The sequence below is a fragment of the Mucilaginibacter sp. SG564 genome (genome assembly GCF_013149275.1).
Taxonomy (GTDB): Bacteria; Bacteroidota; Bacteroidia; order Sphingobacteriales; family Sphingobacteriaceae; genus Mucilaginibacter.
Window position 1 is genome coordinate 24,985 of the sequence record NZ_JABGNA010000024.1, and the last position, 13,401, is coordinate 38,385.

Below are 13,401 nucleotides of genomic sequence, written 5' to 3' on the forward strand. Positions count from 1 at the left end.
TATGAAGAAGGAGTTGCTTCATGCCCGCAAATCAAAATCAAGCACTTTTAATTTATGATCTTTAAAAATACTTTATATAAATGTTTACTCCTGGCTGGTGTGCTGCTCATCGTAGTGCAAAGCGAAAGCTATGCAACCGGCGGATTCCCGGTTAGGCCAGGGAGGCTCACTTTATCCCCGTCGGTCAACTACTTTTTTGCCAATAAGCAGTGGGATTCAAACAGTAATAAAGGCCCTTTTGCCGACAACGGAAAATTCTCATCCTTAAGTACATCGCTATATGCAGAGTATGGCCTCAGCAGGCGTTTTACCCTGTCGGCGCTGATTCCTTACGCAGCTAATACTTATAAGGATAACAATGCCACTTATAAAAACTCGGGCTTTGGCGATGCCGAAGTAGGCATACGGTATTACCTGGCCAACATCAATTACAAATACTATTTCAGTTTACAGGCTACGGCTATTATACCCATGTATACCAATCTTAACCTGGGTTATAACCAAAAAGGCGGCGAATTAAGGCTGGCCTTTGCCGGCAGCGGGCATCTGTTTGGTAAAAACAGCTACTTTATACTGGAAAATGGTGTGCGCGAATACTTTGGTTACGAGTCGGTTTTTCAGGATAGGTATAACGCCACTTATGGTTTAACATTGGATAAAAAGTTCAGGGAGCAGATATCAGTAAGTTTTGGCGGGTTTTATGCCAGCAGTAACAACAAAGCTTTTTCGCCAAATCCCAACACCAGTAAAAACTTTGCTTTTAATCAGGTATCGTTAAGTTACGGTCATTCGTTCAGTAAAAAGGTAGCCCTGTTTGTAAGCGGCGGAACTTTTATAACCGGCAGAAACACAGCCGCAGGCAGCAGCGTTTCGGCATCGTTAAATTATCATATTGATACCAAGTAAATAGCCAGATGATAAAAACGATAAGTACATTTAGATATACGTTTATCCTGACCATCAGTTTTTGTATGTTCTGTATAGCAGCAACAAGTAGCGCTGAGCCTATATTTAATACCGATGAAGAGGTGGTGACCACACTTGTAGCGCATAGCGATGATGGTATTTTTAATTCAAACGCCAGTTATACTTTCGAGGTAAAAAACACCTATCATACCGATCAGGCAGGGCGTATGGCCTATGTGGTGACTACGCCGGCAGGTAAACCCCTGTTAAAAGATTCTATCAGCGTTAAGATCTCTAAAAACAGCAGCAATAGTTACAACTTTACTATACCGGCCATGAAACCGGGTTTTTATAAGATCAATTTCATGATCAATGTATCTGATTACGACGATACTATCCGGCGTGTTTTTGGTATCCGACCAAAGGAGATCAGGTCAAACCACCCGCGCCCGGCTGATTTTGATAGTTTCTGGCAAACGGCTAAATCACAACTGGCCGCTGTTAAACCCAACTATAAAGTAACCGAAAAACCTGAACTAGAAAAAGATAACCGCCGTGTTTTCCTGTTCGAGATGAAATCATTGGATGATATCACAGTACGGGGCTGGCTCACCATTCCTAAAGGCAGCAGCAAGAACCGAAAATTTCCGGTGTTTGTAGGTTTGCCCGGTTACCAGGTTGATTTGAAACCCATGCTGGGTGAGGATGAAGATTTGGCTATTATTACTATCAACGTACGCGGACAGGGTAATAGCCGCGATGTGATACATCCTAAACGACCTGATTATATTACTCTCAATATCGAGGACAAGAATAAATATGTGCTGCGTGGCGCTATTATGGATTGTGTACGTACCATTGATTTTATCTGTTCGAGGCCAGATCTGGACTCTACCCGTATCGAAATATCGGGTGGTAGCATGGGTGGTTTCCTGGCAGTGGCACTGGCCAGCTTAGATAACCGCATTAAGCTGGTATCTGCCCAAAATCCTATTTTGGGTGATATCCGTGATCTGGCAGGCGTTGCGGAATGGCCTATCAATGATATTAAAGAATATGTAGATAACAGGCCCGCCCTGAGCTATAACAAAGTGATGGATAACCTGGATTATTTTGATATCAAGAATTTTGCCCCCAACATCAGATCATCTATCATGGTAGGTGTAGGTTTGCTGGATCATTTGGCGCCACCGGCAAACTCATTTGTATTTTATAATAACATTCCTTCCAAGTACGCCACCATCCGTATCTATAAAGATCTGGGGCACGAGGTTCCTAAATCGTTCCTGGATGAAGACGGGCATAAGATGCGGGATGTTTTTGGATTATTTTAAGGATAATTTTTACATACGCCATTGCGAGGTACGAAGCAATCTCTATACAATGCATATCGTAGAGCGCTCAATTGCCGCTGGGGCTGTTACTTTTGTCTTGATACAAAAGTAACCAAAAAATCAAGTCACCAGAAATGCTTCTTTGCCGCACATAGCCTTTGCCCTGCAAATCGAACAGAACCATGGACTGCAATTATTTTGCCCTACTGCGTTCGTTCTTACCCTTCGCTTCAGCAAAAACTTGCTATGTTCCTACAGCCGCACAATCCACCATTGTTCTGCCCGCTTTCATCCGAAGCTGTTCTGCTGACGTAAAAAAGGAGAAATAGAAAATACGCTGCGTTAATCTCGCGGGAGCTGTTGTTGTTTTCTTGATTCTTAACTCTTGATACCTGATTCTAAAAGGAACGCATCTTCCCAAATATCCCCTCAATCGCCTTTTCCCTGAATTCAAATATCTCCTTTACTTTATTAGCCACAAAAAGACTGTTGCTCAGCCTGCCGATAATACCATAAGGGATAGCATAATGTAAAATATCGTTCATCAATACGCCACCTTCAATCTCTTTAAAATGATGTTGATGATGCCACATGGCGTAAGGGCCAAAGCGTTGTTCGTCGGTAAAGTATTGTTTGTCGGCTACATGGGTTATTTCGGTCATCCAGTTCATGGTGATACCGAGTAGTGGCGCTATTTTATACGTAATGATCATGCCCGGATATATTTTGGTATCAGCAGCATAATCAGATGTTACCACAAAGCCCATATCTGGTGGAGTGATCCTGGCCAGGTTCATTGGCGACGAGAAAAAATCCCAGGCCGTATCCAAACTAATGGGTATGGCCTGTTCTGTTTTTAATACGTATGATTTCATCAAAAGGCTGACAAACCGTGAGCGTTAATTGTTTTGACCGGCAATAATTTACCGGTGGGTTGTACCAATAGGCAGATCCCTGCGCGACCATTCGCTCCAGGAGCCTACGTACAATTTTGGTCCGATCATTCCAGCGTAAGCCATGCCCAACAGGGTATGACATGCCGTAACACCCGATCCGCAATGAACGATCACGTGGCTATGGTCTACCTGGTCAATGGCATCATTGTAAAGTTGTCGCAAGGTTTCTGCCGGGAGATATTTGCCCTCGGCATCCAGGTTATAAATATAGGGCAGGTTAAGCGCACCCGGAATATGGCCGGCAATCAGATCAATCGGTTCGGTTTGGCCCAGGTAACGTGGCGTTTCGCGAACATCTATCACAACGCGGCTTTCATCATGTGCTGCCGCACCTGTTTCTTCGATATCAACCGTGCCTTCAAAGTCGCCATCTACAGGATAAGGTGATACTGGTGTTGGTGTATACTCCTCAGTGCTTAGTTCAATGCCGGCTTTAACCGCGGCATTCAGGCCGCCATTTAACACCTGTACATGGGTGTGGCCAATAGCATTGAGCATCCACCAGAAGCGGGCCCCGCCAAAGGCGCCTGCCTTGTCGTCATAAACCACCACATGGCTTTGAGGGCTTATACCTAGTTTACCTAAAAGGGCTGCAAAATCATGGATATCAGGTAGCGGATGCCTTCCGCCCTGGGAAGCATCGGTAACTTTAGAAGCAAGATCTTTGTCAAGATCAACAAAAGCCGCGTTTTTCAGATGGCCGGCAAGGTAGCGTTGGTATGCATCCTGCCCGGCACGGGCGTCGATAAGAATGGTATTCGCTCCGGACAAAGCCAGATCGTTGATTTCTATTAGTGGCGACATAGGTATGTTCGATTTGTATAAAAATCAAATATAAATACGCCGCGGCTACTTTTGCACTTTTTACTGCACTATTTTATTGGCACAGTAGGAGCTGGCAAAAGCTTCGGGTTTGGCCTTAAATACAAAGCCCATGCTTAAAATATAACCCATAGCCTCATGCAGGGCCTGGTTTGATTTAAACATTGGGTTGGTATTGATATCGGCATGTACTTCCAGATCAACATCATACAGATCAAGCAGATCGCAAAGCTTGTAAGCAATGTCGATCGACTTTTGTACTTCGCTCAGCATCCTTTCTTTGATGCTCATTTTTTGTGAGGTACGCTCCTGGTGAATGAACATGAAACCGCCACGTTGCTCCCGTAAAAAAACAATAACGGTTGCAAAATCGGTTACAGCCCCTTTCACCTGTGAGTCGGTGCCGATACATACTTTGAGTTTGTTGCCGAGGGCGGCCTCTCTTTCAATCGCTCTTTCAACCTCCTCTAAAATGGACGATTGGATAACCTCGCCACTGAATTTTCTCCAGGTCATAAAATTTGTATTAGGTAAATTTTTGCCGACCTTTTTTATGGGTCTATAAAAATAAGCGATAAGGTTTCATATTAACGTAAACACCACGTCATTTATTTGTTAACATTTAACTGATTATTAACACGTTGAGGGATTTGTCTGAACCTTGATTTATAGGATTAAGAGATTGCCTTGATCATGGATAGTAAAGAATATGCTTTGTTATGCCGATTGTCGATTCCGAATCGGATAGAGGAATAGCCATACATACGCAGTGTTAAAACAGGTTTCGCATGACAATATATTTAAAAACAGAAAGAAAAAATCAAGAGAATCTCTTAATCCTATAAATCAAGGTTCAGAGAAAAATTATGCATTTAACGCTTCCCTAATGCGGTTTTCGGCTTCCAGAACCAAGTCTTCCATGGGTAAGTTGCCGGGTTCAATGGGGGCAAGTACCTCCCAGGTCATGGGTATAAAAGTATTGAGCGGATAATATCCGTAACGGATCATTTTCCAGGAATCTTTAATGGCAATGGGCACGAGTAGTGCTTCGGGACATTTTTTTAATATGGTAGCTATACCACCCACCTGGAAACTTTTTACGTCGCCATTTTTAGAGCGCGTGCCTTCTGGAAATATCACCGCCGACCACTTATTCTCTTTCATACGCAGAGCCAGCTTAACAATTTCGGCAATGGATTGACGGGAATCTTTACGGTCGATATTAGCGCCACCGCCATGTTTCAGGTTATAAGAGATAGATGGGATGCCTTTGGTTAGTTCAATTTTAGAGATAAATTTTGCATGATATTTACGCAGGTGCCATATAAGCGGCGGTATATCAAACAAGCTTTGATGATTGGCCAAAAATATAATAGGGCGACCGGTTGGCAGGTTTTGCTTATTGATAAAAGTAACCGTGTTGCCCAACAGGTAGGCTGTACTTAGCAAACATAAATTTAAAGCATCAACCGACCGTTTATGGGCAGTGTACCCAAACAAACGGAAACTCACCCATTGTATGGGATGAAAAATAAGCAATGCCAGAAAAAATGCTACAATAGCAAGAGGGGACAGGATATAGCCTAAAAATTTCTTCATCGACCAGCAAATTTAATTCTTTTTGAGTAAAAGAGCTGTTTTATAAGCGATTTTCTGTCAAAAGCAATTGTACTTTTAATACAGCTGCTACAGTCATAGAGTCGGTGATCTGTCCGTCGCAAACCATTTGATACATTTGGGCAAAAGGTATTTTTTGAATGATGAGTTGTTCGGTATCTTCAGGCTCGGCCTCAAACTGGCTAAGTTCCCGGGCCAGGTAAATAATACTCAGTTCATCACTTACAGAATTGCTGAGGTGCATGCGCTGAATTTCGGTCCACCGCGCGGCTTTAAGACCAGTTTCTTCCAATAACTCACGTTTGGCCGATTCCAGCGGATCGGTATCTTCGGGGCCGCCACCTTCGGGCATTTCCCAGCTATATTGATTCAGCGGGAAGCGAAACTGCCCTACCAGGTAAGTATTCAGTTCATCATCAAGCGGCAGTACGCCAATGGCTATATTTTTGAAGTGAACTTTGCCATAAATGCCCGGATTACCCGACGGATTGATGACCTGGTATTCGGTAACGTTTATCCAGGGGTTATCATAAACGTTTTTCTCTGAGGTTATTTTCCAGGGGTTTTCTTCGGGATGATGCATGGCGTTAAAGTAGCAATAAGAACTAAAAAAGCAAAGGGCCAATTGGTGAGTCTAACCCACAGATATCAATGTTTAAAAAACGACAAGTAGATCTGTTTCACGATATGGTATCCCGCGAAAGAGAAAAACAGGATAGCGATACCCGTATTGATGAAACGCGTACTCAGCGCAAATTTTTCCTGCATGAATTTGGCAAACCGGGCATACAGAAACAAACACAAAAACGCTCCTGCAGCAGAGCCGATGCTGAAAATAATGAGGGCAACCCGGCCATCCAATATCCATTCATGGGTGATGAGGTAAGTTCCGGTCACCATCCAGAAAGGTACCTGCATGGGGTTTAAAAAGCCAAGCAGTATACCGTATTTGATACTAGCATGTTCGGAATAATTGGTCTCGGGTGGTTTATTGCGGTTTATCCAGGTAATGGTTCCCAAAACACCAAACAGGATCACCATGATCCAGTCGATAATTACAGCTAATTTCAGCTCTCCCGATAACCAGCGGGCGGCGTGCATGATAAAGTAGGTAAAGAAAAACTCAACACATGAAAAAGCGGTAATAAAGCGAATGGCCTCTTTCATCCCCCGGTTAATGGTGATCTGTATCAGCGTAAGATTGATGTTTCCGGGGGGGATGTAACCAATAAAATTGGCAATGATCCCGATAAAAAAGGTTAGGAATATCATTGGCGCAAAGATAAGCGGGAAATGATAGATGTGCAAATATGCGGATGTGCGGATTACAGATATGCAGATTTTACCCGTACCCTGATAAGCACATTTAATCTCTCATTTGCACATCAAATAAATCATCTGCACATTTGCACATCCGCATATCCGCACATTTACAACATGTCAACTGATAAAATAGTTTCCTTACTGCCGTCCGCTACCGAAATCATTTGTGCCCTGGGGCTTGAAAATAACCTGGTGGGGCGCTCGCACGAATGCGATTATCCCGCGTCTGTAAAACAGCTGCCGGTATGTACTGAGGCTAATTTTCCGGATAATTTAAGCAGTAAGGAGATCGATGTAAAGGTAAAAGAGATCCTCACCGAAGCTTTGTCTGTATACACAGTAAAACGCGAGCAGATCAAAGAGCTGGCTCCAGATGTGGTGATCACGCAGGATCAGTGCGAGGTTTGCGCCGTTTCCCTGGCCGATGTGGAATTGGCGCTGGATGATTACCTGGAAAAAAAGGCCCGCATTATTTCATTGCAACCCAATAGCCTGGATGATATTTTGAATGATATTATCACCATAGCCAAAGCGCTGAACGTTCCCAAAGCAGGCGAAGAGTTGGTGGAAAATCTGACTGAACGGATAGATATCATCAAACATAAGCTAAAGTTCAGTGAAGCCCGGCCAACGGTAGCTTGTATCGAATGGCTCGACCCAATGATGATATCCGGGAACTGGGTACCCGGCCTGGTGAAAATTGCCGGCGGAACCCCCATACTGGTAGCAGAGGATGGCAAACATTCACCTTATGTGCAGTGGGACGATATCCGCCTACAGGATCCCGAATTTTTGGTGGTGATGCCCTGTGGTTTCTCTATTGAAAGGACACTTAAAGAAATAGATATTTTAATGAGCCTGCCCGGCTTTACCGAACTTAAGGCCATCAAAAATAATCAGCTTTTTATAGTTGATGGTAACCAATACTTTAACCGTCCCGGTCCGCGTATAGTTGATTCTATCGAGATATTGGCCGAGATACTCCGCCCTAAACAGTTTGCCTTTGGTTATGAAGGCGAAGGCTGGATAAGGTTTGGGGTATAGGTAGAAATACCTCAACCGATATAAACTCCTGCTACCACCACGTCATTGCCACGCTACGCTCCAATGACGCGTTTTATCTTCTTAAATTTTTTTAAAAAGTTAGCTAAAGTTGAAATGTTAAATTATATTTACCATTCAGTTCCATACCAACCTTTACTAACTTATGCGCAAAATCTTTACAACAATGCTGGTCGTGGCATTTTTCATGAGCACGGCCTTTACCCTTCATCATGATATCAAGTTTAATGTAGCCGATCTGCGCATTACCTGGCAGGTGGTTGATAACAATTACCAGAATAAGAATCAGGCCCTTACTGCTTTGATCATCACCAACAGCGGGCATGAAGTTTTACCTGCAGGTGGCTGGAAATTCTACTTTAACTCTGGTCGGGGTTTTGCCGAGCATGCCGTAAGTAACAACGCTAAAATAAACCAGGTAAATGGTGATCTGTACAGCATCACCCCGACAGATGGTTTTAAGGAACTGAAGCCTGGTGCGTCAACCCGGATTGAATATGTTAATGACGACCCGGTAGTGAACGCTACCGATGCCCCCGAAGGTATTTACCTGGTTTGGGATGCGCAGCCCGAAAAAGGATATTCCATCACCTCGTTTACTGTAGAGCCTTATAAACCTACTTACCAGGGTTTGATTACCCCCGAAATTGTTTTCGACAGGAATAAAAATATTGCCGACATCCCGGCCGACCAGCTGCCCAAAGTTTTTCCTACACCAGCAAGTTACCAGGAAACAAGCGGAGCATTTACGCTGGATGATAAGGTAAGTATTATTGCGGATAAAAATTTTACAAAAGAAGCCGCTCAGTTGAAGTCCGACCTGAATCAATTATTGACTGGGCCGATCGTTGGAACCTCTAAAACTACCACTATTAGTTTGACCAAGGTTGACGGTCTTGCTCCCGAAGCTTATGAGTTAAAAGTAAGCCCGCAAGGCATTACCATTAACGCTTCAAGCGGTGCGGGCGCTTTTTATGGTGTTCAGTCGTTAAGATCGCTGATACCGGCTGCCGCTTTTGCCAAAAAACAAAAATCGGTACAGATTCCCGGTGTTGATGTAAAAGATGCTCCCCGCTTTGGTTATCGTGCCGTGATGCTGGATGTGGCCCGCAATTTCCAGCCCAAAAAACAGGTGCTGAAACTGCTGGAAGCCATGAGCCTGTACAAATTGAATGCCCTGCACCTGCATTTAACCGATGATGAAGGCTGGCGTTTAGAACTCCCTTCATTACCCGAACTAACTACCGTTGGCAGTAAACGTGGTCATACTTTGGATAGCAAGCATTTTTTACCAGCCTCGCATGGTTCCGGGCCCGATGTAAATAATACCGTTGGCACGGGTTTTTACAGCCGGGCAGATTATTTGGAGATCTTGAGATTCGCTACCGATCGCCATATCGCGGTGATCCCCGAAATTGAAACGCCCGGCCATGCCCGCGCACCTATCAAAGCCATGGATGCCCGGTATGATCGCTTGTTGGCCGAAGGCAAAAAAGCCGAGGCCGAAAAATACCTGCTGCGCGATCTGAACGATAAATCCGAATATCGCTCGGTACAGTACTGGAACGATAACGTGATCGATGTGTCATTGCCATCCACCTATAATTTTGTAGAAACAGTGGTGAGCGATATTGCCGCGCTGTACAAAGAGGCCGGGGCACCATTACAAACCATCCATTTCGGTGGTGATGAAGTGCCCGCGCATGTATGGGAAAAATCGCCTGCTTACCTGGCGCTAAAAGCAAGCCGCCCGGAAATCCAAAGTACCAACGATCTGTGGTATTATTTTTACGGCCGGGTGAATGATATATTAAAAGCCAAAGGTTTGCGCCTTTCGGGCTGGGAAGAAATGGCCCTGCGTAAAACCACATTGGATGGTCATCCTACTTATGTACCCAATCCCGATTTTACCAAAGAACACCTGCAAGCCGACGTATGGAACAACGTACTGGGCGGTGGGCAGGAAGATCTGGCCTATCGCTTAGCCAATGCCGGTTACAAGGTAGTGCTCACCTGCGTTACCAACCTGTACTTTGATATGGCTAACTATAAATCATTTGATGAGCCGGGCTATTACTGGGGGGCGTTTTTAGGTATCGATAAATTCTATTCCTTTGTCCCTTTTGATTATTTCAAAAATGCCGATGTGGATAGAAATGGCAATCCTATTCCGCAATCGTTATTCATAGGCAAACAGCGCTTAACAGATTATGGTAAAGAGAATATTGTAGGCCTACAAGGCGCGCTTTGGGCCGAAACCGTGAAGAGTACTGAGCGTATGGACTATATGATATTCCCTCGTTTGTTGGCCTTGGCCGAACGTGCCTGGGCTCCAGATCCGCAATGGGCAACCGAAAAAGATCCAGTGAAAGCGAAACAGGAATATGAAGCCGCATGGTCGGGCTTTCTGAATGTATTGGGTAAACGTGAATTGCCGCGCTTAAGCTACTATGAAGGGGGCTATTATTATCGTATCCCTAAACCGGGCATCAGTCTGCAAGACGGCAAATACCTGAGCAATGTGGATTATCCCGGCCTAACCATCCGTTACACCACCAATGGTAAAGACCCTGATGATAAAAGCAAAGTATATACCGGTCCGGTGAACTACAGCGGCGGCGTGATCAAGTTCCGCGCGTTTGATGTAAAAGGTCGAGGCGGTAATGTAGCCGAAGGCGGGAACAATAGTTTGAATCCGTAGTTCTTTGGTCCATGGACGATGGCCGATAGTCCATGGATCGCTTAAATAATAAGAGACAGATGTAATGTGTCTCTACAAAAAAATGAAACGTAGAGACGCATCACATGCGTCTCTTTTTTATTATGCAAAATCGCTATGGACTATCAACCATCGTCCATGGACTATCCGGCTAAAACACCACCCCCATGCCCACGGTATAGTTGCGTAACGGCGATGCATTATAGTAGCGGTTACCTACCGCGTTCAGATCATTACCCAGGCTGTATTTCTGGTTCAGAATATTATCGGCACCAGCGTAAATTTCCAGGTGGGTGGTGTGACCGATGGTGGGCTGCCAGCTTACTTTAGCCTGTAACAGGTTATAGCTACCTGCATAAACCGTATTGCCATCATTCAGCGGAATTTTGGACGTATAATTATGCTGGGCAAATACCGACAGGTTGTACGGTACCCGCAATTGCAAACTGCTCACAAAAACATTTTGGGGCACACCGGTCAAATTATTGCCCGAATAACTGGCATTGGTTACTGCATCTACATAATTTCTGAACGTAAACTTACTCAAGGTATAAGATTCATTAAACTGCAACCCTCTTACAAAGTGAGTACTGTTTGGGCGGATCAACCAATCAGTAAATGACAATTCAACACCCGGCTGATTGGTCCCCCCCGCATTAATATAATGCTCGGTTTCATCGGCATTTACACGGCGCACAATGGCATTGCTGATGCGGTAGTAAAACGCCGATACATCCAGGAACATCGTCTCGTCCTGGTTGCGCAGGCGGAAACCCGTTTCATAGTTCCAGCCGGTTTGAGCTTGCAGGGCCGTGTTCACGATATTGTCGGTAGGGCGCACTTCGGCAGTGGTAGGGGTTGAGTAGCCCCGGCTTACAGATGCCCGCCAGATAAAATTACCGGTCACCTGGTAGCTCAGGGCCAATCTTGGCATCAGCTGTGGTTTAAAATCGCGGTTGGTAAAACTGGTTTGCGCCAGCGGATAGATGTTCTTGAAATCATAGCCGTACCAGTTGAGGCTTAAGGCTGCTTCCAGGTGCAGGCGTTTATAGATATCGGCCGAGTAACGGGCAAATATAAAATGCTGGTTGGTGTGAATGTAGTCGCTGGTTTGGGTGGTATCTTTTACGCCCCCTTTATTACCATAATTGCTGATCACGGAATTGGTTTGTTGCCACTCCATCCCCAGGTTCACTTTCCAGTTGATGTTTTGGTGTGGTACACCAGCCAGTTCAAAATAGGTACGGAAACCAAAAGTGTTTTCGCCGCGTTGCTCATAATTGGTGATAAACGGGTTGGCAAAATCAACGTGACTGCCAAAAACCGACAGTACGTTTCGGATACGATCGCTGAAATGGTATTCATTCACTAAACCGCCCAGGTACATTTTGGTAGTAATACCGATGCGTTGCTGTATAGCCCCGGGTATGGTAGATTTTGGTGTAACCGTAGGTTGCCTGGCTAGCCGTGGATCGGAATTGAATTGGGCAAGATTTAATCCGCCCGGGGTTTCATAGGCCAGGTTGGAGTACAACCCCAGGAAGCGCAATTCGTTTTTGCCGCTGTAGTTCCATTTATCGGCCGCTTGTATGTAGTTGCGACTCATATTGCTATTTTGCCTATAGCCCTGGTAAGCCTGATAGCTTTGGTTAATGCTCAGCAGGTTTTTACCAAACTGCTGCTGTATGCTGGCCTTTTCATGAAAAAGTCCGTAAGAGCCGGTATTGATACCGATGGATCTGTAGCTGGTATCGGCGTAACGGTTTACCGGGCTCAGCAACATTACCCCACCCGAGTTGGCGCCAAATAAGCTGCCATCAGGGCCTTTTAGTATTTCGATATTGGGTACGCTGGCAATATCCACCGCGTTCAGATAGGTATTGCCACCGGCATCGGTCAATGGTATCTCGTCAAAATAAATTTTTACATCCCTCACCCCAAATGGCGACCGCAGCAAACTACCCCTGATCGATAAACGGTAACTGCCCGGCGAGCGTTCCTCGGCCCGAACACCCGGCACCGTATTCAAAGCGCTCACAAATGAATTATCGGGCTGTAGTTTCAACTGCGCTGCACCCAATACACTCACCGAGGCCGGTACACTGATCACCGGCTGTTCGCTCAGGTAACCTTTAACGGTAACGGTTTGCAGATGAGTGGTATCTGTTCTGGCTGTGGTTTTTGAAGTTTGGGCGATAGCGTTTGTCGCTGCAATAAATGTGAAAAATAGGGTAGTATAAGTTTTTAACATGGGGTAAACGGGTAGAACCCAAAAATATGTGTTTTAACCTTTAAAACCATGCGGGTTTAGGTAACAAATTAAAAGCAAGGGTAAGTGCGATTCCTTCCCTCGGGAAGGGGGGGAAGGGGTTTGAACCGATTGGCAATAGATGAAGTTCCTTTAGCAGTCGCTCGGCTCCTGCCGAGTGACCATTATTACCCGGCCTCTGGCCGCTGTGGAAATCAAGTAGGAACTAACTCGCAGGCCGGAGGCCTGCAAATAGTTGTCACTCGGCAGGAGCCGAGCGCTGCGAGGGAGACACATGCATCAATCTACATGTCATTGCTGTAAAGGTCAACTAATTCGGTAACAGAATTAGCTTTAAAGAATAAAGCTAAAACGTTATGCGCAACATAAATAATGACCTGACATTAAAGCGTA

Annotated in this window: 11 protein-coding genes; 4 read left to right on the forward strand and 7 right to left on the reverse strand. The window is 45.0% G+C overall.

All coding sequences use genetic code 11. From position 1 onward, the window contains the following. The first annotated feature begins 54 nt into the window (after window positions 1-54). Together FHW89_RS28135 and FHW89_RS28140 are read left to right on the forward strand one after the other, a co-directional pair. A complete protein-coding gene (locus FHW89_RS28135; protein WP_172338377.1) occupies window positions 55-906 on the forward strand; it encodes a hypothetical protein in 852 nt (283 codons plus the stop codon). Window positions 907-914: 8 nt separating this feature from the next. Then, window positions 915-2,240, forward strand: a complete 1,326-nt coding sequence (locus FHW89_RS28140) for an acetylxylan esterase (RefSeq protein WP_172338378.1) — start codon at window positions 915-917, stop codon at window positions 2,238-2,240. 398 nt (window positions 2,241-2,638) lie between these two features. Here FHW89_RS28140 and FHW89_RS28145 read toward each other — a convergent pair whose 3' ends face one another. From FHW89_RS28145 to FHW89_RS28170, 6 genes are all read right to left on the reverse strand, one after another. Then, entirely contained in the window at window positions 2,639-3,115 is a 477-nt protein-coding gene (locus tag FHW89_RS28145; RefSeq protein WP_172338379.1) for an SRPBCC family protein, read from the reverse strand. Between the two features lie 48 nt (window positions 3,116-3,163). After that, window positions 3,164-4,000 (reverse strand): sulfurtransferase, encoded by an 837-nt coding sequence (locus tag FHW89_RS28150; RefSeq protein ID WP_172338380.1) that lies wholly within the window; start codon window positions 3,998-4,000, stop codon window positions 3,164-3,166. Between the two features lie 60 nt (window positions 4,001-4,060). Then, the gene (locus tag FHW89_RS28155; protein WP_090473820.1) at window positions 4,061-4,534 is read right to left on the reverse strand and encodes a ribonuclease H-like YkuK family protein; all 474 of its coding nucleotides are present in this window, start codon (window positions 4,532-4,534) and stop codon (window positions 4,061-4,063) included. 348 nt (window positions 4,535-4,882) lie between these two features. Further along, on the reverse strand, window positions 4,883-5,617 hold the full coding sequence (locus FHW89_RS28160; protein ID WP_172338381.1) for a 1-acyl-sn-glycerol-3-phosphate acyltransferase: 735 nt from the start codon (window positions 5,615-5,617) through the stop codon (window positions 4,883-4,885). 40 nt (window positions 5,618-5,657) lie between these two features. Beyond that, window positions 5,658-6,218 (reverse strand): NUDIX hydrolase, encoded by a 561-nt coding sequence (locus FHW89_RS28165; protein ID WP_172338382.1) that lies wholly within the window; start codon window positions 6,216-6,218, stop codon window positions 5,658-5,660. A gap of 65 nt (window positions 6,219-6,283) precedes the next feature. Next, window positions 6,284-6,907 carry a LysE family transporter gene (locus FHW89_RS28170; RefSeq protein ID WP_172338383.1) on the reverse strand — a complete coding sequence of 208 codons (624 nt, stop codon included), beginning with the start codon at window positions 6,905-6,907 and terminating at the stop codon, window positions 6,284-6,286. Between the two features lie 165 nt (window positions 6,908-7,072). Here FHW89_RS28170 and FHW89_RS28175 point away from each other — a divergent pair, with 165 nt between their 5' ends. Both FHW89_RS28175 and FHW89_RS28180 read left to right on the forward strand, forming a co-directional pair. Beyond that, entirely contained in the window at window positions 7,073-8,002 is a 930-nt protein-coding gene (locus FHW89_RS28175; RefSeq protein WP_172338384.1) for a cobalamin-binding protein, read from the forward strand. A gap of 163 nt (window positions 8,003-8,165) precedes the next feature. Further along, window positions 8,166-10,721, forward strand: a complete 2,556-nt coding sequence (locus FHW89_RS28180) for a family 20 glycosylhydrolase (RefSeq protein WP_172338385.1) — start codon at window positions 8,166-8,168, stop codon at window positions 10,719-10,721. A 169-nt stretch (window positions 10,722-10,890) separates the two neighbouring features. Here the strand turns inward: FHW89_RS28180 and FHW89_RS28185 are convergent, their stop codons facing one another. After that, complete coding sequence (locus FHW89_RS28185) at window positions 10,891-12,990, reverse strand: TonB-dependent receptor (protein WP_172338386.1); 2,100 nt, start codon at window positions 12,988-12,990, stop codon at window positions 10,891-10,893. Window positions 12,991-13,401: the final 411 nt, after the last annotated feature.

Bases quoted from the DNA above. Each gene is read 5' to 3' on its own strand.
- FHW89_RS28135 (WP_172338377.1), top strand. From the start codon at position 55: ATGATCTTTAAAAATACTTTATATAAATGTTTACTCCTGGCTGGTGTG.
- FHW89_RS28140 (WP_172338378.1), top strand. From the start codon at position 915: ATGATAAAAACGATAAGTACATTTAGATATACGTTTATCCTGACCATC.
- FHW89_RS28145 (WP_172338379.1), bottom strand. From the start codon at position 3,115: ATGAAATCATACGTATTAAAAACAGAACAGGCCATACCCATTAGTTTG.
- FHW89_RS28150 (WP_172338380.1), bottom strand. From the start codon at position 4,000: ATGTCGCCACTAATAGAAATCAACGATCTGGCTTTGTCCGGAGCGAAT.
- FHW89_RS28155 (WP_090473820.1), bottom strand. From the start codon at position 4,534: ATGACCTGGAGAAAATTCAGTGGCGAGGTTATCCAATCGTCCATTTTA.
- FHW89_RS28160 (WP_172338381.1), bottom strand. From the start codon at position 5,617: ATGAAGAAATTTTTAGGCTATATCCTGTCCCCTCTTGCTATTGTAGCA.
- FHW89_RS28165 (WP_172338382.1), bottom strand. From the start codon at position 6,218: ATGCATCATCCCGAAGAAAACCCCTGGAAAATAACCTCAGAGAAAAAC.
- FHW89_RS28170 (WP_172338383.1), bottom strand. From the start codon at position 6,907: ATGATATTCCTAACCTTTTTTATCGGGATCATTGCCAATTTTATTGGT.
- FHW89_RS28175 (WP_172338384.1), top strand. From the start codon at position 7,073: ATGTCAACTGATAAAATAGTTTCCTTACTGCCGTCCGCTACCGAAATC.
- FHW89_RS28180 (WP_172338385.1), top strand. From the start codon at position 8,166: ATGCGCAAAATCTTTACAACAATGCTGGTCGTGGCATTTTTCATGAGC.
- FHW89_RS28185 (WP_172338386.1), bottom strand. From the start codon at position 12,990: ATGTTAAAAACTTATACTACCCTATTTTTCACATTTATTGCAGCGACA.